We start from the raw sequence: 19,312 nt of genomic DNA, 5'->3' as shown, positions 1-19,312 counted from the left end.
GGCTTACGCTCATGAGTGCAAGATCCGAGGGGAGCCCTTCCATGCCGGCGTTGACCAGAAACCAGAACGTGCTCGCAACGGATCGTGAGGTCGCCCTGGCGGGCGACGTTCTGACCACGCTCACCGGCGAAGAGGGCTACCTCGCAGTGGGGCGGTCTGGTGACAACGCGACGACACCGTTGCCGTCAGAGGTCGGCCGCATCCTGCAGCACGTCCTGGAGGCGTTGAGCCGGGGTCAGTCCGTGACCATCGCGAGCGTTCCTTCAGAGCTGACGACGACGACGGCTGCCGGGATCCTGGGGATCGCTCGGCCGACCTTGATGAAGATGATTGCCGACGGTGAGCTGGCGGCGCACAAGGTGGGAAGTCACACCCGCTTGAAGCGCGACGATGTCTACGCGGCCCTCCGGACCCGACGCGACCGCGAACGTGCTGCGCTGCGCGATCTGTTGGAGCTCGAGGGCGACGAGCCTTGATCCGGCCAACTCATGGGTGTTGACGAATAGCGTTGCCGCATGGGTCGGGCGGGGGAAGCGTTGTTCGTCGACGCAAACGTGTGGTTCTCGCGCACCTTGCGCGACTGGATTGGCATGACATACGTCGCGCCCATTCACCAACCACTGTTCGAGGTCTACTGGTCAGAGGACGTGCTCGCCGAGCTGCTGTTCCATCTGCGCAAGGAGCACCCGGATTGGTCGGGTGAACGGATCACTGGCATCCGTGACCGGTTGGCCGAGACGTTCTCGACGGGGCGGGTCGCCGACTTCGACACCAAGAGCTACACAGGGCCCGATCCGCACGATGCGCATGTCCACGCGGCCGCCGTTGCGTGCGGGGCCACGATTCTCTTGACCTGGGACCGGAAGGGATTCGGTCCGGACCGCGACGAACTTCCCTACGAGGTGCTGACGCCCGACGAGTTCTTCGTGCTGCTGGACGAGGCCTCACCTCAGCTCGTGGCCAGCGTCACCCGTCAGATGCGGGACTACTGGATCGATCGCACCGGCGAGGCAGACCTCCCGCGTGCGCTCGAGCGAGAGCGATGTCCTGATTTCGCCCGGAGGGTTCGTCTGCACCTGCAGCGCGATCTATGAACCGGGCCGGGGCCATTGCAACCGGCGTCGAGAACTGAAATATCCACCACATCGTTCGCCCCGCCATCACGTCCCGCGCGCATACTCGGGCCCAGGCAGCTCCGCGGAGGGAGTGGGCGGGTGTGGCAGCAGGGGCATCGAGGCAGACCGCGGCTGTTGGACGCGGAGGACGACACGAAGTTCGACGAAGCTACCGTCAACTCGCGGATCCGCACCGCCTGGCTCTTGCGCAGCCGTCGCCTCGCGTCTGACTTCGGCGACGAGCCGGACCGCTCCTGGATCGCGGCGCTGCGCGACCCGGCGATCCGGAGCACGCCCACCCTGACCCGCGCGGAGACCGGCACCGGACGGGTGGGCGTCGGGACGATCTATCGGTACGAGCGCAGGCTCGGCGTCACCGACGGCGCGCTGCGCGGCCCCATCGACAGCATGACCCGGGCCCTGGACCCCCGACGCCTGCGGGTGATCGCGCCGGAGCGCGACCGGGAGGGACGAGCGCGGCAGCTCAACGAGCTCGACGCGCGCATCATGACGGGCCTGGCCACCGGGCGCACCTGGACCGACGCCGCCGACCTGCTCACCGGCGACGGCGGGCTCTCGATCCTCGACCGCACCCGTGAGGAGTGGCTGCAGGCGTTGTGCAGCGAGCTGCTGCGGTCGACCCGGCTCGAGCAGGCGGCCCGCCTGGAGGCGCTGTGCCGTCTCGCCGCCGACCCGTCGCACGCAGACGCGGTCGAGCGCACGATCCGCGACGTGGCGGGTCAACCCGGGTGCCCGCGCAAGCACAACCTCCTCGACGTGCTCGGCGACTCCGTCGCGCCCGGCATCGTCCCCCGCCTCGTCGACGACCTCGAGACGACGGGCGGGGCCGAGCACTTCGGCTCCTATCTCGCGCTCACCTGCCAGCTGGCGTACGGCGAGATCGACCACGCCGTGCGCACGCGGCTCCAGCGGCTGCTCGACGCCATGGTGTGCGACTCCGACGGCACGCGCGCCGCGTTAGCCCGATCACTGCGCAGCCGGCTCGACGCGCCGACCCCGGCCGGCCAGGCGAGCGCCGCGGCCGTGCGCGAGTCCGGCCCGTACGTCCGCGCCGCCTTCCTCGAGTCCGGCATGACCGACCCCGTGCTGCAGCGCCTGGTGCTCGAGGCGCTCGGGCACGACCACGCCGAGCGCCGCCACCACGCCGTCGTGCTGCTCGGGGCAAGCCCGTACCGCAAGGTCGTCGCCCAGGTCGCGCTGGACGCCCTGCGCTCGGGGTCGCTGAGCCCGCTCGCCCGGCCGCGGACGGCGTACATCGTGCTCGAGACGGCCGGGCGCGAGGCCACCGGCACCCTTCTCGGGCTGCTGCACGACGGAAAACGGGAGCATCGCGTGCTCGCCGCCTCCACCCTGCTCAGCTGGAAGCGCCCGCCGGACGGGTTGGCCCCCGCCGTGCTCGCCGAGCGCAGCGGCAGCCGTGACCTCGCCATCGACGCCGCCGGCATGTGGGGCCACGAGAGTCTGTCGGCGTTCGGCCTGCGCGACCCGCGGGTGCAGTGGTGGACGAGTCACGGCCCGGCCGTCGACGACGCCGCCCGCCTCGCAGCGACCGAGTAGCGAACTCCGACGCTGGTCGCGTGATGGCAGCCGTGACTGTGCAGGACACGCGGTAACGCCGCCGGCGCCAACCGCGTGTCCTGCACAGTCACGGGCGGCGGCCCGGGTGCGGCGACTCAGACGTGGCCGCTCAGCTGCTCCATGCGCGTCTCGAGGGCGGCCAGCAGCTGGTCGGCGCGCTTGCTCGGCAGCGCGGCCGGTGCCGCTGGGGCGTCAGCCTCCCGGTCCGAAGCCCCCTCGACGCTGACGGGCAGGACGTCGATCGACAGCCGCGCCCCACCGGCCAGCGCTCGTAGCTCGTCCAGCTTGTCGCCGAACGGCGAGCCGCTGCCGGGGGAGTAGTAGCGCACCGCCTCGTCGATGTCACCGGCGAACAGGTCGGCCTTGGTGACGACGATGACGAGCCACACGGGCCTGTCGCGGCGCACGGCCATCGAGGCGATCCGGTGCGATGTGATCGCCCAGTCCTCCAGCTCGGCGGCGAGCAGCTCCTCGCGGGTGGCCTGCGCGCTGCCGCTGATGCCCGCGGTGCGGCGCGGGGTCGCGTGGCCGTAGGAGACGACGTGCAGCACCCCGTCGACCGGCTCGTCGTGGAACACCTCGTCGAGCGCACCGAGCCGGGTCGCCGCGTTGTCGCCGGGGACGACCCGGAACCGGAAGCCGTGCAGCCGCGACGAACGTCGGGTGCGCCGCTCCATCACCGCCGACCCGACCTCCTGGGCGGCCTCGGGGGTGGCGCGACGGGCGAGCCGGTCGACCAGGCGGGTCTTGCCGACCCCGGTCATCCCGGTGACCGCGACCGTCGGGAACCGCCGGCGCAGCACGTGACCGATCTGCGCGGGTGCGGCCGACAGCGCCGTGACGGCGCCCGCGATCGTCGTGCTCACGGCGGCGCGGTTGTGCCCGCTCATCGCGGCCCGGCCGAGCTTGCCGGCGGATGGATTCATGGTGCTGACCTCTGCGGAGAAGCGTTCGTGCGTACGCCCCACCTCATCACATCCCCGCGGCAGGCCGACTGCACCCTAGGCACGGCAGAATGGGGCCATGCGGCTGCTGCTGAACCTCATCTGGCTGGTCTTCGGCGGGTTCTGGCTCGCCCTGCTCTACGTGTTCTTCGGCGTGATCGCCTGCATCTTCATCATCACCATCCCGTTCGGGATCGCGTCGTTCCGGATGGCCGGCTTCGCGCTCTGGCCGTTCGGCCGCACCGTGGTCGCCAAGCCGACCGCGGGCCTGGCCTCCGGCATCGGCAACGTGGTCTGGTTCGTGGTGGCCGGCCTCTGGCTCGCGATCGGGCACGTCGTCACGGCCCTGTTCCAGGCGATCACGATCATCGGCATCCCGCTCGCGCTGGCCAACCTCAAGATGATCCCGGTGACCTGCTTCCCGCTCGGCAAGGACATCGTCCCGATCGACCAGGCGCAGCTGCGCGCCGGCGCCCCCACCGGAGTGGGCCTCCCCACCCGTTGAGGCGCCCCTTGGCTACCCGCCGGTTCGGGTTCGCCCCCGCGTCCGTCCGGGCGAGGTGGCAGGCTGGCGGCCTGCGCACCGCGGGTGCGCACGACTGAGCCCGACCGTACGACCGCCGCCGGCGAGGTTGTTGAAGGAGCCTGCCCATGTTCTCGCGCATTGCCATCGTCAACCGTGGCGAGGCCGCGATGCGCCTCATCCACGCGGTCCGCGACCTCAACGCCGCGGCCGGCCCGGACGGCCCGCACATCGAGACCGTCGCGCTGCACACCGAGGGCGAGCGCCGGGCGATGTTCGTGCGCGAGGCCGACCTGGCGTACGACCTCGGCCCGGCCGCGAACCGGCCCTACCTCGACTACGACGTGCTCGAGAAGGCGCTGCGCGAGACCGGTGCAGACGCCGCCTGGGTCGGCTGGGGATTCGTCGCCGAGGACCCCGGTTTCGCCGAGCTGTGCGAGCGCATCGGCGTGACGTTCATCGGCCCGAGCGCCGAGGCGATGCGCAAGCTCGGCGACAAGATCGGCTCCAAGCTGATCGCCGAGGAGGTCGGCGTGCCCGTCGCGCCGTGGAGCCGCGGCGGGGTCGACACCCTCGACGACGCCAAGGCGGCCGCGGCCGAGATCGGCTACCCGCTCATGCTCAAGGCGACGGCCGGCGGCGGCGGCCGCGGCATCCGCAAGGTGTCGTCCGACGCGGAGCTGACCGAGGCGTACGAACGCACCCGCGACGAGGCCGAGCGCGCCTTCGGCTCCGGCGTCGTCTTCCTGGAGCGCCTCGTCACCGGCGCCCGCCACGTCGAGGTGCAGGTCATCGCCGACGGGCAGGGCACCGCCTGGGCGATCGGTGTGCGCGACTGCTCGGTGCAGCGCCGCAACCAGAAGATCATCGAGGAGTCGGCCTCGCCGCTGCTGGACGCCGACCAGGTCGAAGAGCTCAAGGCCAGCGCCGAGCGGCTCGCCGTGGCGGTGGGCTACGCCGGCGCCGGCACCGTCGAGTTCCTCTATCACCCGACCGAGCGCTTCTTCGCCTTCCTCGAGGTCAACACCCGCCTGCAGGTCGAGCACCCCATCACCGAGGTCACCACCGACACCGACCTGGTGAAGCTGCAGATCCACGTCGCCTCCGGCGGTCGGCTCGAGGGCGACAAGCCGGCCGAGGTCGGACACGCCGTCGAGGCCCGCCTCAACGCCGAGGACCCCGACCGCGACTTCGCGCCGAGCCCCGGCAAGATCACCCTGCTCGAGCTTCCGGCCGGCCCGGGCATCCGCGTGGACACCGGTGTGGCTGAAGGGGATTCGATCCCCGCCGACTTCGACTCGATGATCGCGAAGATCATCGCGTTCGGCCGCGACCGCGACGAGGCGCTGGCCCGCCTGCGCCGCGCGATGTCCGAGACCACCGTCGTCATCGAGGGTGGCGCGACCAACAAGAGCTTCGTGCTCGAGCTGCTCGACGCCCCCGAGGTCGTCGGCGGCGAGGGGGTCGAGTGGGCCGACACCGGCTGGATCGACCGCACCCGCGCCGAGGGCGGTCTGGTCACCACGCGCCACTCCGGCGTCGCGCTGGTCGCCGCCGGCATCGAGGCGTACGTCGCCGAGGAGGAGGTCGAGCGCACTCGCCTGCTCGAGACCGCCCGTGGCGGCCGCCCCCAGGTGCAGCACCGCACCGGGCGCGCGGTCGACCTGAAGCTGCGCGGCGCGCCGTACAAGGTCACCGTGTCGCGCATCGGCCCCACCCGGTACCGCGTGCTCGTCGCGACCGGCGCCACCGAGCAGACGGTCGACGCCGACGTCGACCGCATCAACGACTACGCCAGCCGCATCCGCATCGGCGGCCGCAACCACCGCCTCGTCACCGCCAACCACGGACCCGTGCAGCTCGTCGAGGTCGACGGCGTCACCCACCGGGTCAGTCTCGACGAGGGCGGCGTGCTGCGCTCGCCCGCTCCGGCCCTGGTCGTGGCCACCCCGGCGGCGGTCGGTGACGAGGTCGAGGCCGGCGCCCCGGTGCTGGTGCTGGAGTCGATGAAGATGGAGACGGTGCTGCCGGCGCCGTTCCCCGCGCGGGTCAAGGAGCTGCTCGTCGCGACGGGCAGCCAGGTCGAGACCGGCGCCCCGCTCGTACGTCTGGAGCCGGTCGGCGACGGCGTCGCCGAGGCGTCCACCGCGGGCGAGGAGGTCGACCTCGACCTGCCCGACGGGGACGCCATGCCGACCTCGCTCGCCGGCCGCGTCGAGCGGCTGCGCGCCGACCTGTCGGCGATGCTGCTCGGCTACGACGTCGACCCGCGCGACGAGGGGCGCACCCTCGCCGACTACCTGCGCGAGGGCGAGCAGCTCGCCGCCGAGGGCGCCACGCCGCTCGCCGAGGAGCTGGAGCTGGTCGGCACGTTCGCCGACTTCGCCGAGCTGTCCCGCAACCGGCCGGTCGGGGAGGACCTGCACCTGGAGACCCGGGTGCACAGCCCGCGCGAGCACTTCCACACCTACCTGACCAGCCTCGACCCCGACCGCGGGGCGCTGCCCGAGGAGTTCCGCACCAAGCTGCGCCGGGTGCTGCGCCACTACGGCGTCGCGAGCCTGGACCGCACCCCGAGCTCGAGCAGGCGGTCTTCCGCATCTTCCTCGCCCAGCTGCGCTCGGCCCCCGACGTGCAGCTGGTCTCCAGCCTGCTGCAGCGCTGGATCGCCGAGCCGCCGCCCCAGCCGCCGCTCGACGCGGTTGCCCGCGACGTGCTCGACCGCCTCGTCGTCGCGACCCAGCTGCGCTTCCCCGTGGTCGGCGACCTCGCGCGCAGCGTGCGGTTCCGCTGGTTCGACCAACCGCTGGTCGACAGCGAGCGGCGCAGCGTGCTCGGCGGCGTGCGCGACGAGCTGGTCGCGATCGCGGGGACCCCCGCCGGCCCCGACCGCGACGCGCGCATCGACCAGCTCGCCGCGATCCCCGAGCAGATCGTGCGCTTCCTCGCCGAGCACCTCGAGGGCGACCGGCTGCCCGAGGACGAGCCGATGCTGGCGGTTCTGGTCAAGCGGCACTACCGCGAGCACGACCTGCGCAACCTGCGCGAGCTCACCCTCGCCGCCCGGCCGTACGCCGTCGCCGACTACACCCTCGACGACCGGCCGACGCACCTGGTCACCACCATCGGCCGGGTCTCCGAGCTCGCGCCCGGCAGCGACCTGGTCACCGGGGTGAGCGAGCAGCTCGCCGCCCGCCCGGAGGGTCACGAGGCGGTCGTCGACCTCTACCTCGCCTGGCCCGACGAGCCCGCGACGCCCGACGAGGCGGCCGCCGCGCTCGCCGAGCGGCTCTCCCAGCTCGACTTCACCGCCACCGTGCGCCGCGTCGCCGTCGCGGTCTGCCCCGACGCGGGCCGCCCGGTCGGCTACTTCACCTTCCGCCCGCAGCCCGACGGGTCGCTCCAGGAGGACGCCCTCATCCGCGGCGTGCACCCGATGGTCGGGCGGCGCCTCAACCTGTGGCGCCTCGCCGACTTCGACATCACCCGCCTCGACGCGCCCGAGGACGTGCTGCTCTATCGCTGCGTCGCCCCGGGCAACGAGTCCGACGTACGCCTGGTGGCCCTCGCGCAGGTCCGCCAGCTGGCCGTCGTGCGCGACGACGACGGCAAGGTCGTGGGCCTGCCGCACGCCGAGCGGGCCATCGCCAACTGTCTCGAGGCGATCCGCCGCGCGCGCGCCGCGAGCAGCGGCGAACGGCTCGACCTGAACTACGTCTGGGTGCAGATCTGGCCGCCGATCGAGGCCGACCTGGACCAGCTCACCGCCCTGAAGTCGAAGATCGCGCCGCTCACCGCGGGCGCCGGCATCGAGGAGCTGCGCGTCGGCGGCCGCATCGCCGCCGCCGACGGTGAGGTGGTGCCGCTCGTGGCGCGCTTCCACTACCAGCCCGGCTCGGGCGTCGTGAGCTCGATCGAGGGGCCGCCGACCGAGCGCCTCGCCCCGCTCGACGACTACCAGCAGAAGGTCATCCGCGCCCGCCGGCGCGGCACGGTCTACCCCTACGAGCTGCAGTCGCTCATCGCCGGCGTGGGCGGCACCGCCCAGGAGTACGACCTCGACGAGTCCGGCCGGCTCGTCCCGGTCGACCGGGCGTACGGCCGCAACAGCTCCGGCATGATCGTCGGGGTCATCTCGACGCCGACCCAGCGATACCCCGAGGGCGTGAAACGCGTTGTGCTGTGCGGGGATCCGCTGCGCGCGCTCGGCGCCCTGGGCGAGCCCGAGTGCGCCCGGGTGATGGCCGCGCTCGAGCTCGCGAGCGAGCTGGGCGTGCCCGTCGAGTGGTTCGCCGTGTCCGCGGGCGCCCGCATCTCGATGGACTCCGGCACCGAGAACATGGACTGGGTCGCCAAGGCGCTCAAGCGCATCGTGGAGTTCACCCAGGCCGGCGGCGAGATCAACATCGTCGTCGCGGGCATCAACGTCGGCGCCCAGCCCTACTGGAACGCCGAGGCCACGATGCTCATGCACACCAAGGGCATCCTGGTGATGACCCCGGACAGCGCAATGGTGCTGACCGGCAAGCAGTCGCTCGACTTCTCCGGCGGCGTCTCGGCCGAGGACAACCACGGCATCGGCGGCTTCGACCGCGTCATGGGGCCGAACGGCCAGGCGCAGTACTGGGCGCCCAACCTCGCCGGCGCGCTCGGCATCCTGATGTCGCACTACGACCACGCGTACGTCGCCCCCGGCGAGCAGGGCCGCGGCGCGCCCCGACGACCGACCCGGTCGACCGCGACGTGCAGGACTACCCCCACGACCCGGCCGACTCCGGCTTCGCGACCGTCGGCGACATCTTCTCGGTCGAGAAGAACCCCGACCGCAAGAAGGCGTTCGACATCCGCACGGTCATGGCCGCGGTGGCCGACCAGGACCACGTCACGCTCGAGCGGTGGGCCGGCATGGCCGACGCCGAGACGTCGGTCGTGTACGACGCCCACATCGGCGGCTTCCCCGTCACCTTGATCGGGATCGAGTCGAAACCCGTTGCGCGGCGGGGCTTTCCGCCCACCGACGGGCCCGACGTCTACACCGCCGGCACGCTCTTCCCGCGGTCGTCGAAGAAGACCGCCCGGGCGATCAACGCCGCGCGCGGCAACCGCCCGGTCGTCGTGCTGGCCAACCTCTCCGGCTTCGACGGGTCGCCGGAGTCGATGCGCAACCTGCAGCTGGAGTACGGCGCCGAGATCGGCCGCGCCATCGTCAACTTCGACCGCCCGATCGTGTTCTGCGTGATCTCGCGCTACCACGGCGGCGCGTTCGTGGTCTTCTCCAAGGCGCTCAACCCGCAGATGACGGTGCTCGCGCTCGAGGGGTCGTTCGCCTCGGTGATCGGCGGCGCGCCGGCCGCCGCGGTCGTCTTCACCCGCGACGTCGACGCGCGCACCGCCCAGGACGAGCGGGTGACCAGCCTGGAGAGCCGCCTCGCCGAGGCGTCGGAGACCGAGCGGGCGGCGCTCGCGACCGAGCTCGCCGAGGCCCGCCAGGCGGTGCGCAGCGAGAAGCTCGGCGAGGTCGCCACCGAGTTCGACCGGGTGCACAGCGTGCACCGCGCGGTCGAGGTCGGCTCGGTCGACGAGGTGATCTCCGCGGGGCAGCTGCGCCCCAAGATCGTCGACACGCTCGCGGCGGGGCTCGGTGTGGACCGCACTCCTGCGCAGGGGTGAGCACCCCTTCCGAAGGGTGAGACGACCGGGAGATATCTTGACTCGGTCCAATGAGTCCGTGAAGGTGGGTGCCGTGCCTCACGAGCTCGACGAGACCGCCGCCCTGCGCGGCGCGGGTCTGCGCGTCACGCGCCCCCGCGTGGCGGTGCTGCGCGCGGTCCACGACGCCCCGCACGCCGACGCCCGCGCGATCGTCGACCAGGTGCGCCGCGAGCTGCCTGCCGTCTCCCGCCAGGCGATCTTCGACTGCCTCAACACCTTCGCCGAGCTCGGTCTGCTGCGGCGCATCCAGCCCGCCGGCTCCGCGGCGCGCTACGAGCTGCGCGTGGGCGACAACCACCACCACCTGGTGTGCCGCGAGTGCGGTGCGGTGAGCGACGTCGACTGCTCGGTCGGCGCAGCCCCGTGCCTCGAGCCGGCGCTCGACCCCGCAGCGCTCGGCCCGCAGGCCGGCGGCTTCGTCGTCGACGAGGCCGAGGTCATCTACTGGGGCCGGTGCGCACGCTGCGCGGCGGCCGCCGCACCCAGCCCGGCCTGACCCCCGAACCTTCCACCGACGTACGACACCCACCACCGCCCCACCGGAAAGGACACCGATGTCTGTCAACGAGTCCGAGCTCGACGAGCAGGTCGACAACACCACCGAGCTCGGCGAGATGAACGACGCCGACGCTGGCGAGGGCAAGTGCCCCGTCATGCACGAGCTGGTGAAGCCCACCCAGGGCGACGCCAACCAGCAGTGGTGGCCGAACCGGCTGAACCTGAAGATCCTCGCCAAGAACCCGCCGGCGCGCAGCCCGCTCGCCGACGACTTCGACTACGCCGAGGCGTTCCAGACCCTCGACCTCGCCGCGGTCAAGCGCGACATCGCCGAGGTGCTCACCACCTCCCAGGACTGGTGGCCGGCCGACTTCGGCAACTACGGCCCGCTGATGATCCGGATGGCCTGGCACAGCGCCGGCACCTACCGCGTCGCCGACGGCCGCGGCGGCGCCGGGGCCGGGCAGCAGCGGTTCGCGCCGCTGAACAGCTGGCCCGACAACGCCAACCTCGACAAGGCGCGCCGGCTGCTGTGGCCGGTCAAGAAGAAGTACGGGAAGTCGCTGTCCTGGGCCGACCTGCTGGTCCTCACCGGCAACGTCGCGCTGGAGACGATGGGCCTGGAGACGTTCGGCTTCGGCGGTGGCCGGGTCGACGCGTGGGAGCCCGACGACGACGTCTACTGGGGCTCGGAGACCACCTGGCTCGGCGACAGCCGATACACCGGCGAGCGCGACCTGGAGAACCCGCTCGCCGCGGTCCAGATGGGTCTGATCTACGTCAACCCCGAGGGCCCCAACGGCGAGCCCGACCCGGCGCGCGCCGCGATCGACATCCGCGAGACGTTCGGCCGGATGGCGATGAACGACGAGGAGACCGTCGCGCTGATCGCCGGCGGCCACACCTTCGGCAAGACGCACGGCGCGGCCGACCCCGAGGGGCACGTCGGCCCCGAGCCGGAGGCTGCGAACCTCGAGGCGAACGGCCTCGGCTGGATCAGCTCCTACGGCAGCGGCAAGGGCCGCGACGCCATCACCAGCGGTCTCGAGGTCACCTGGACCCCGACCCCGACGACGTGGGACAACAGCTTCTTCGAGGTGCTGTTCGGCTACGAGTGGGAGCTGACCAAGAGCCCCGCGGGCGCCCACCAGTGGCAGCCCAAGGACGGCGCTGGCGCGAACACCGTGCCCGACCCCGAGGACGGCTCGCTGACCCGCCCGCCGACCATGCTCACGACGGACCTGTCGCTGCGGGTGGACCCGGCGTACGAGAAGATCTCGCGCCGGTTCTACGAGAACCCGCAGGAGTTCGCCGACGCGTTCGCCCGCGCCTGGTTCAAGCTGACCCACCGCGACATGGGGCCGAAGGTGCGCTATCTCGGGCCGGAGGTGCCGTCGGAGGACCTCATCTGGCAGGACCCGGTGCCGGCGCCGCAGGGCGGGGTCGTCAGCGACAGCGACGTCGCCGACCTCAAGGAGCGCATCCGGGCCACCGGTCTGTCGGTGAGCGACCTGGTCAAGGTCGCGTGGGCCTCGGCCGGCAGCTTCCGGATCAGTGACAAGCGCGGCGGCGCCAACGGCGCCCGGGTGCGCCTGGAGCCGCAGCGCAGCTGGGCGGTCAACGACCCGCAGCAGCTCGCCGCGACGCTGAGCCAGCTCGAGGGCGTCGTGTCCGACTTCAACGGCGCGGGCGGGGCGCAGGTCTCGCTCGCCGACGTGATCGTGCTCGCCGGCGGCGTGGGCGTCGAGGACGCCGCGAAGGCCGCCGGCACCGAGATCGCCGTGCCGTTCACGCCGGGCCGCACCGACGCGACGGAGGAGCAGACCGACGCCGAGAGCTTCGAGCCGCTGGAGCCCAGGGCCGACGGCTTCCGCAACTTCGACCGCGGCGACACCGCCCTCCCGGCGGAGTACGCCCTCGTCGACCGGGCGAACCTGCTCGGCCTCACCGCGCCCGAGATGACCGTGCTCGTCGGCGGTCTGCGGGTGCTGGGCGCCAACACCGGTGACTCGCAGGTCGGCGTCTTCACCGACCGCGTCGGTCAGCTGACGAACGACTTCTTCGTCAACCTGCTCGACCTGGGCACGCACTGGACCGGCGCCGAGGGCGCCGACACCTTCCAGGGCACCGGGCCGGACGGGCAGCAGTGGACCGGCAGCCGCGCCGACCTGGTGTTCTCGTCCAACTCCGAGCTGCGCGCCGTGGCCGAGGTCTACGCCAGTGACGACGCGCAGGTGCAGTTCGTGCGCGACTTCGTCACCGCGTGGGTCAAGGTCATGGAGGCCGACCGCTTCGACCTGCACCGCTGACCCGCACGCTGGTCGAGTAGGCCCGCGAGGGACGAGCGGGCCGCATCGAGACCTCGTGACGGGTCCGACCCCGACCCCCAGCCAGAACGCGGTTTGAGCCCTCTGACTTCGCTGCAGCGAAGTCAGAGGGCTCAAACGCGGTTCCAGCGGGTTGGCCGCCGCCGGTCAGAGCGTCGGGTCGACCAGGAGGTTCTGGGCGACGTGGTCGACCTTGCGCAGCTCGGCGAGCACGACGTACGCCGCCCGCCCGTTCTCGCGGTCCAGCCCGAACCAGCTGGCGCACCCGCCGGTGCCGCCGTTGTGCCAGGTCACGCGCCGCCCCCGGACCGGGCTGGTCATCCACCCGGCACCGACCCGCAGGTCGCGGCCGAACGCCTCGACCGGGTCGAGCGCGGCGATCCCCGGCACCGCGCCGTCGAGCAACGCGCGAGCAAAGATCGCCAGATCCGTTGCGGTGCTTCGGATTCCGCCGGCGGGGCCGATGTCCTCCCCGACCCACGGGTCGCGCCGCGCGCCGAACAGCCCCGTGCCGGCCACCGCCTCCGGGCGCAGCTCCGCGGGGATGCGCGGGGCGTACGTCGTCGTCATGCCGAGCGGGTCCAGCAGCCGGGTGCGCAGCAGCTCGACGTACGTCGTCCCCGCCGCTGCGGCGAGCGCGTGCCCGAGCAGCTGGAAGCCGAGGTTGGAGTAGCTCGGCCGGGTGCTGCGCCGGCCCTTGGTGCCGCGCGCGTGCTTCAGCAGCGTCTCGAGGGAGTCGCCGTAGGGGTTGGCGCCGTGTCGCCACAGCCGCCAGGACCGGGCGGCGGCGTCGGGGATCACCGCCAGCCGAGGCAGTCCGGAGCGGTGCCGACTCACCGCCTCCAGCGTCGCGGAGGCCGCGAACGAGTCGCCCAGGTCGAGGAACTCACCCAGGGTGCTGCTCGGGCGCACCTCGCCGCGCTCGACCGCGTCGACGTACAGCAGGCCCGTGAATCCCTTGGTGACAGAACCGATCTCGAGGTCGGGCTCGGGTTTCGGGGTGGGGGTCTCGATACGCCCGCTCGTTCCTCGCGGGCTACTCGACCAGCGTGGGGCTCGCGGGCTACTCGACCAGCGTGGGCGTGGGTCGTCGTGGTGCCGTCGGGCGTGACGACGCCGGCGAAGGCGACCTTGCCGCGAGCGAGCTTGGACACCTGGGCGGCGAGGTCGGGCACGGGCCGCATCGTAGACCGCGATCCGGGCCGTCGCCGTGCCGGTTCGAGCGGCAGGATCGTCGGTCACAGCCTGGGGTCGGCGTCCCCCACGTCGCGCAGCACCGGGTCCCAGTCGAAGCCGACCAGGTCGGCAGGGCCGTCGACGATCGCGTCGGCCTCGGCGAGCTCGGTGTCGGCGAAACCACCGGAGCGCACGGCCACGCAGGCGAGGCCGGCGCGGCTGGCCGCCTCGATGTCGTACGGCGTGTCCCCGACGAGAACCGCGCGCCGCGCCGGCACCTCCTCGAGGGTCGCCGCGAGCAGGTCGGGCTGCGGCTTGGACTCCCGCGCGTCGGCCGAGCTGGTCAGCGCCTCGACCAGCGACGCGGCCCCGAGCTGCTGCATCGCCTTCTCGGCGAACACGCGCTCGCCCGACGACGCCAGCGCGGCGGGGATGTCGCGGTCGGCGAGGTCGCGCAGCAGGTCATGCGCGCCGGGCAGCGGACGCACCTCGTCGCTCAGCGGCTCGAACTCCTCCTGCCACGCCTCGCGCAACGCGTCGCCCAGCCGCTCCTCGACCTCGTCGCCGCCGACCGCGCCGACGAGCTTGTCGCCGCCCATGCCGACCGACCGGTGGATCCGCCAGAACGGGAAGTCCAGGTCGTGGCGACGGAAGGCGCGCTGCCAGGCGAGCGCATGGTGATAGGTGCTGTCGACAAGCGTGCCGTCGATGTCGAGAAGCACCAGGGCAGAACGAGGTTCGCGCGCAAGACTCACCTGAGCACGGTAGGTGTCGGCCGGCACGCGGCACCACACCCCGGCGAACGGTTGAACGCCGCCAGCGCCGGTGCCACCGTGGGAGGACGATCCCTGGAGGAGGCGTCATGCCCAGCGACAAGTCCCAGCGCGACGAGCCCGGCCCCTCGGTGAAGGACGACGAGGTCTACGAGGCGCTGCGCGACGAGGGCGCCAGCAAGCAGAAGGCTGCGCGCATCGCCAACGCGGCGGCGAGCTCCTCGCGCTCCGAGGTGGGCCGCCGCGGCGGCGAGTCGGAGAGCTACGACGAGTGGACCAAGGACGAGCTGCTCGAGCGCGCGCAGGAGCTGGGCGTCGAGGGCCGGTCGAGCATGTCCAAGGACGAGCTCATCGAGGCGCTGCGGTCGGGTCAGTAGCCGCCCGCCGGTCGTTCGCTCCGCCGGTGCGACCGCCCGCCGGCGCGCGGCCGCGCCGTGCGATCGTTGCGGCATGAGGCGGTGGCTGCTGCTCGCAGGCGCGATTGGGTGCGAGGTGTCGGCCTCGCTGTCGTTGAAGGGGCGCTGGACCGACCGGCGCTGTACGCCGTCGTCGCCGTCGGCTACGTCGCCTCCTTCGCCTTCCTCGCGCTCGTGCTGCGCGCGGGCATGCCGCTCGGCGTGGCCTACGGCATCTGGGGCGCGGTCGGCGTCGCGCTGACCGCCTTCGCCTCCACCGTGCTGTTCGGCGAGCCGCTCACCGCGCTGATGGGTGTCGGCCTGGCGCTCGTCTGCGCCGGCGTGCTCGTCGTCGAGCTGGGCTCGCAGGCCGCGCAGCGCCGCGCCCACGGGGCGGCGTGATGGCGTGGGCCTTCCTCGTCGTGGCGATCGTCTGCGAGGTGTTCGGCACTGCGTCGCTGCGCATGGCAGCGCTCGGCGAAAAGCGTTGGTACGCCGGCGTGCTCGCGGGTTACGCCGTCGCCTTCACCTGCCTCAGCCTCACGCTGCGCGCGGGGATGCCGCTGGGGATGGCGTACGGCGTGTGGGCGGCGGTCGGCGTCGCGCTCACCGCCCTGGTCTCGCGCGTGGTGTTCCGCGAGCCGTTCAGCGGTCTGATGGCCGGCGGCATCGCCCTCATCGCCGGAGGGGTGCTGCTGATCGAGCTCGGCGCCACGACGCCGGTCGAGTAGGCGACAACGACAAACGCCGGTCGAGTAGGCCCGTGAGGGACGAGCGGGCCGTATCGAGACCAGTCCTGCGGGGACTGGGTCTCGATACGGCCTCGGCTAGCGCCTCGGCCTACTCGACCGGCTTGAGCCGGCCTACTCGACCAGCGTGGGGGCGGGTCAGCTGGCCGCGGCGGCCGTGTAGACCGAGCGGACGACGCTGCCGAAGTAGGGGCCCCACATCGTGGTGTTGTCGTTGCCGTACTTGAACGAGTTCACCGAGTTCAGAACGCCGTTCGTGAACCAGCCGCCGCCGGAGGAGCCGCCGGTCATGCTGCACGGCAGGCCGTGGTCCATCGAGCCGCCGCGGGTGTCGGTGATCGAGGTGCCGGAGCACTTCCACAGCCGCTGACCGTCGTACGGCGCGGCGGCCGGGTAGCCGAACGACTCGAACGGCAGGCGGTAACCCATGTCGAAGCCGATCTGACGGCCACCGACGACCTGGGTCAGGCTGCGTCCGCTGCTGTTCTCGGCCATGACGGCGAAGCCCACGTCGTAGTTGAAGTCGCCGGAGTTCTTCCACTGCGTGGTGGTCAGCAGCGACTTGGCGACCCAGGTGCCGTAGGGGCGGTTGTTGTTGTCGTAGGCCGGCACGAACGCGAAGTTCGTGGCGTAGGCGCCCGGGCCCTCGTTGAGGCAGTGACCAGCGGTCGTCACGACGTCGCCGTTGCCGCTGTTGGTCGCGGTGCCGGAGCAGACGTAGTTCTGGCCGCCGAGGGTGAAGAACACCTTGCCGAGCGTCGGCTGCGGGGCGACCTGCACGGCCTGGCCGCCGGCCTGCGGCTGCGGCTTGCCCTTGAGCGCCTTCTGCGGCTGGCCCTTGCCGGAGATGTCACGCGGCTTGGCGTTCTTCATCCGCTCCGGGGTCCAGTAGTCGCGCACCCGCTGCTGCTCGGCCTTGGTCGTGGCGGCGGCCTTGCGCTCGACCGACGGGTTGGTGTCGGGGTCGGCGGGAGCGCTGGTGGCGGGACCTGCGACGCCGACGCCCAGGGTGAGGGCACCGACCGCGCTGAGCAGAGTCATGCTCTTCTTCATCACTGACTTGTCCTTTGCTTTCCAGGGGAGTCACCTGGGGCCGCCCCGTCGACCGGCAGGCTGTCCCTCGACGTTAGGAAGCCGTTGCTCTAGGCGGGGTCTGGCAAAGGTCAGGAGTTGGCAAGGAAGCATCCACCCCGCCCCACGACACACCTCTGCCCCGGTCCGAAAGGGTGAAAGGACCGGGGCAGAGGCGATGAGGGGCGACCGGCGGGCTACTCGCTGACCGGGCGCTCCCAGGCGCGCAGCTGGGCGCACTCCGTCGCGAAGTCCTTGGCGTCCTTCGCGGAGGAGATCGTCGGCGTCGTGTCGTCGAGCTTGTCGGCGAGGCCGACGGCCTCGACGAGCGGCGTCGCGTCAGGGCCGAGGCCGATGAACTTGTAGTGGTTGAACGCGTCGTTCAGGAAGTCCTTGGCCGCGGGGTCCTTGGCGAGCTGCGCCACCCCTCGGCCGAGGGCACGATCGCGACGGCGTCGAACAGTACGGACGGCGCACCCTTGAGCAGCTCGTCACCCTCGAGCTGGGTCCCGTCGGACAGCTTCGCCCCGCCGACCTTCGGCGCGACGACCGTCACCATCGCCTTGGCCTTGGTGAAGGCGTCCTGCAGCGCCGTGACGAGCTTGGCGTCGCTGCCGTCGGTCACGAGCAGGCCCAGCTTGCGCCCGGCGAACGTGCCCGGCGGGTCGGCCAGGATGCTCAGCGCGGGCGAGGCCGGCAGGTCGGTGCGCACCGGAGCGAACGGCTCGCTCGCGTCGGGCAGCGGCAGGCCGAGCCCGTCGGCGACCTGGGTCGCGAGGTCCTCGTCGACGTTGCGCAGGTTGGCGACCACCCGGGAACGGATCTGCGGGTTCTTCACCTTGCTGAGCTCGAAGACGTAGGCGTCGACGATGTGCTGCTGCTCGACCGGCGTCTGGCTGATCCAGAAGACCCGGGCCTGGCTGTAGTGGTCGGCGAACGACTCGGGCCGGATGCGCCGGGTCGTGCCGTCCACGGGCGCCTCGAACGAGCGGAAGCTCGCCTCCTGCGGACGCGGCTCGGCCCGCGGCCCGGTGACGTCAGCGGGGAAGCCGTTCGGCTCGTACGCCACCGGTCCGGTCTGCGGGATCTCCGTCTGCATGGCCCCGTCGCGCTGGAAGTGCGCGACCGGGCACTTGGGGGCGTTGATCGGCAGCTTGGTGAAGTTGGTGCTGCCGAGGCGGCTGAGCTGGGTGTCGAGGTAGGAGAAGTTGCGGCCCTGCAGCAGCGGGTCGTTGGTGAAGTCGACACCCGGCACGACGTTCTGCGTGCAGAACGCGGCCTGCTCGATCTCGGCGAACTCGTTGTCGACCACCCGGTCGAGCGTGAGCCGGCCGACGACGCGCAGCGGCACGTCCTCCTCGGGGATGACCTTGGTCGGGTCGAGCACGTCGAACGGCAGGGAGTCGGCGACCTCGTCGTCGAACAGCTGCACCGCGAGGTCCCACTGCGGGAAGTCGCCGGCGTTGATGGCGTCCCACAGGTCGCGGCGGTGGAAGTCGGGGTCGGCGCCGTTGATCTTGACGGCCTCGTTCCAGACCACCGACTGCACGCCCTGGCGCGGCTTCCAGTGGAACTTCACGAACGTGCCCTTGCCGTCGGCGTCGACGAACCGGAAGGTGTGCACGCCGAAGCCCTCCATGAACCGGAAGGAGCGCGGGATCGCCCGGTCGGACATCTGCCACAGCGTCATGTGGGTCGACTCGGGCATGAACGACACGAAGTCCCAGAACGTGTCGTGCGCCGACTGGGCCTGCGGGAAGCCGCGGTCCGGCTCCTCCTTGACCGAGTGCACGAGGTCGGGGAACTTCATCGCGTCCTGGATGAAGAACACCGGGATGTTGTTGCCGACGATGTCCCAGTTGCCCTGCTGGGTGTACAGCTTCACGGCGAAGCCGCGCACGTCGCGGGCCAGGTCGAACGAACCGGCGCGCCCGGCGACGGTCGAGAACCGCACGAACGCCGGGGTCTTGGTCCCCTTCTTCTGGAACAGGTCGGCGACGGTGACGTCGGACAGCGACTCCAGCGTCTCGAACGTGCCGTGCGCGCCGTAGCCGCGGGCGTGCACCACGCGCTCGGGGATGCGCTCGTGGTCGAAGTGGAAGATCTTCTCGCGCATCACCTGGTCCGACAGCAGCGTCGGGCCGCGCTCGCCGGCCTTCAGCGAGTTCTGGTCGTCACTGATCGGCGTGCCCTGGGCGGTGGTCATGACCTGGCCGTCGCGCGGCAGCTGGTGCAGCTCTCCGCCGTTGCCGACGACGGCCTCGGGAAGCCCGTCGCCGGTCTTGGCGGACGAGGTGCGAGGGGTAGCCACAGGAAATCTCCTTCGATCTCGTGGTGTGCTGGACGTCGCCGAGACTAGGCACCCACCGCAAGGTCGGACCAGACCCTCAGGGGTGTCAGATCGCCCCGCCCGCTGGTCGAGTAGCGGCA

General features: G+C 71.9%; 17 protein-coding genes and 1 pseudogene. 12 read left to right on the top strand and 6 right to left on the bottom strand.

Annotated features, from left to right (window positions below; genetic code table 11):
• The first annotated feature begins 11 nt into the window (after window positions 1-11).
• The 3 genes from QUE40_RS16905 (at window position 12) to QUE40_RS16895 (ending at window position 2,693) form a co-directional block, all read left to right on the top strand.
• Window positions 12-476: an excisionase family DNA-binding protein gene (locus QUE40_RS16905; RefSeq protein WP_350227174.1), complete on the top strand. Its 465-nt coding sequence runs from the start codon at window positions 12-14 to the stop codon at window positions 474-476.
• 39 nt (window positions 477-515) lie between these two features.
• A complete protein-coding gene (locus QUE40_RS16900; RefSeq protein ID WP_289231707.1) occupies window positions 516-1,094 on the top strand; it encodes a PIN domain-containing protein in 579 nt (192 codons plus the stop codon).
• 156 nt (window positions 1,095-1,250) lie between these two features.
• Entirely contained in the window at window positions 1,251-2,693 is a 1,443-nt protein-coding gene (locus tag QUE40_RS16895; protein WP_289231706.1) for a hypothetical protein, read from the top strand.
• Window positions 2,694-2,809: 116 nt separating this feature from the next.
• Here QUE40_RS16895 and QUE40_RS16890 read toward each other — a convergent pair whose 3' ends face one another.
• Window positions 2,810-3,640 (bottom strand): GTPase domain-containing protein, encoded by an 831-nt coding sequence (locus tag QUE40_RS16890; protein WP_289231705.1) that lies wholly within the window; start codon window positions 3,638-3,640, stop codon window positions 2,810-2,812.
• Window positions 3,641-3,737: 97 nt separating this feature from the next.
• Between QUE40_RS16890 and QUE40_RS16885 the strand changes: the two genes are divergently transcribed.
• The 6 genes and pseudogenes from QUE40_RS16885 (at window position 3,738) to katG (ending at window position 12,700) form a co-directional block, all read left to right on the top strand.
• Window positions 3,738-4,163, top strand: a complete 426-nt coding sequence (locus tag QUE40_RS16885) for a YccF domain-containing protein (RefSeq protein WP_289231704.1) — start codon at window positions 3,738-3,740, stop codon at window positions 4,161-4,163.
• Between the two features lie 146 nt (window positions 4,164-4,309).
• Window positions 4,310-7,357, top strand: coding sequence for an ATP-binding protein (locus QUE40_RS16880; RefSeq protein WP_289231703.1), 3,048 nt, complete (start codon window positions 4,310-4,312; stop codon window positions 7,355-7,357).
• Window positions 7,354-7,905 (top strand): annotated as a pseudogene (locus tag QUE40_RS16875) (hypothetical protein); the annotation flags it as partial. The gene QUE40_RS16880 and the pseudogene QUE40_RS16875, both read left to right, overlap by 4 nt.
• A gap of 1,019 nt (window positions 7,906-8,924) precedes the next feature.
• Entirely contained in the window at window positions 8,925-9,851 is a 927-nt protein-coding gene (locus QUE40_RS16870; RefSeq protein ID WP_289231702.1) for a carboxyl transferase domain-containing protein, read from the top strand.
• A 73-nt stretch (window positions 9,852-9,924) separates the two neighbouring features.
• Window positions 9,925-10,389, top strand: coding sequence for a Fur family transcriptional regulator (locus QUE40_RS16865; RefSeq protein WP_289231701.1), 465 nt, complete (start codon window positions 9,925-9,927; stop codon window positions 10,387-10,389).
• Window positions 10,390-10,447: 58 nt separating this feature from the next.
• Entirely contained in the window at window positions 10,448-12,700 is a 2,253-nt protein-coding gene (gene katG / locus QUE40_RS16860; protein ID WP_289231700.1) for a catalase/peroxidase HPI, read from the top strand.
• A gap of 165 nt (window positions 12,701-12,865) precedes the next feature.
• Here katG and QUE40_RS16855 read toward each other — a convergent pair whose 3' ends face one another.
• Entirely contained in the window at window positions 12,866-13,693 is an 828-nt protein-coding gene (locus QUE40_RS16855) for a serine hydrolase domain-containing protein (RefSeq protein ID WP_433997092.1), read from the bottom strand.
• A gap of 263 nt (window positions 13,694-13,956) precedes the next feature.
• A complete protein-coding gene (locus QUE40_RS16850) occupies window positions 13,957-14,649 on the bottom strand; it encodes an HAD family hydrolase (protein WP_289231698.1) in 693 nt (230 codons plus the stop codon).
• 107 nt (window positions 14,650-14,756) lie between these two features.
• Here QUE40_RS16850 and QUE40_RS16845 point away from each other — a divergent pair, with 107 nt between their 5' ends.
• The 3 genes from QUE40_RS16845 to QUE40_RS16835 all read left to right on the top strand — a co-directional run bounded on the left by QUE40_RS16845 (window position 14,757) and on the right by QUE40_RS16835 (window position 15,793).
• The gene (locus QUE40_RS16845) at window positions 14,757-15,044 is read left to right on the top strand and encodes a DUF7218 family protein (RefSeq protein ID WP_289231697.1); all 288 of its coding nucleotides are present in this window, start codon (window positions 14,757-14,759) and stop codon (window positions 15,042-15,044) included.
• Between the two features lie 108 nt (window positions 15,045-15,152).
• A complete protein-coding gene (locus tag QUE40_RS16840) occupies window positions 15,153-15,464 on the top strand; it encodes a DMT family transporter (RefSeq protein ID WP_350227001.1) in 312 nt (103 codons plus the stop codon).
• Window positions 15,464-15,793: a DMT family transporter gene (locus tag QUE40_RS16835; protein WP_289231696.1), complete on the top strand. Its 330-nt coding sequence runs from the start codon at window positions 15,464-15,466 to the stop codon at window positions 15,791-15,793. Before QUE40_RS16840 ends, QUE40_RS16835 begins: the two co-directional genes overlap by 1 nt.
• A gap of 156 nt (window positions 15,794-15,949) precedes the next feature.
• Here the strand turns inward: QUE40_RS16835 and QUE40_RS16830 are convergent, their stop codons facing one another.
• The 3 genes from QUE40_RS16830 to QUE40_RS16820 all read right to left on the bottom strand — a co-directional run bounded on the left by QUE40_RS16830 (window position 15,950) and on the right by QUE40_RS16820 (window position 19,193).
• Window positions 15,950-16,852: a trypsin-like serine peptidase gene (locus QUE40_RS16830; RefSeq protein WP_289231695.1), complete on the bottom strand. Its 903-nt coding sequence runs from the start codon at window positions 16,850-16,852 to the stop codon at window positions 15,950-15,952.
• A 227-nt stretch (window positions 16,853-17,079) separates the two neighbouring features.
• Complete coding sequence (locus tag QUE40_RS16825; RefSeq protein WP_289231694.1) at window positions 17,080-17,307, bottom strand: type 1 glutamine amidotransferase family protein; 228 nt, start codon at window positions 17,305-17,307, stop codon at window positions 17,080-17,082.
• Window positions 17,265-19,193 (bottom strand): catalase, encoded by a 1,929-nt coding sequence (locus QUE40_RS16820; protein ID WP_289231693.1) that lies wholly within the window; start codon window positions 19,191-19,193, stop codon window positions 17,265-17,267. The genes QUE40_RS16825 and QUE40_RS16820 overlap by 43 nt, the downstream gene beginning before the upstream one ends.
• Window positions 19,194-19,312: the final 119 nt, after the last annotated feature.

The sequence above is a fragment of the Barrientosiimonas endolithica genome (assembly GCF_030296655.1).
GTDB lineage: Bacteria > Actinomycetota > Actinomycetes > Actinomycetales > Dermatophilaceae > Barrientosiimonas > Barrientosiimonas humi.
Note: the sequence above shows the minus strand (reverse complement) of the source record. Positions and strands in the feature narration are given on the sequence as shown.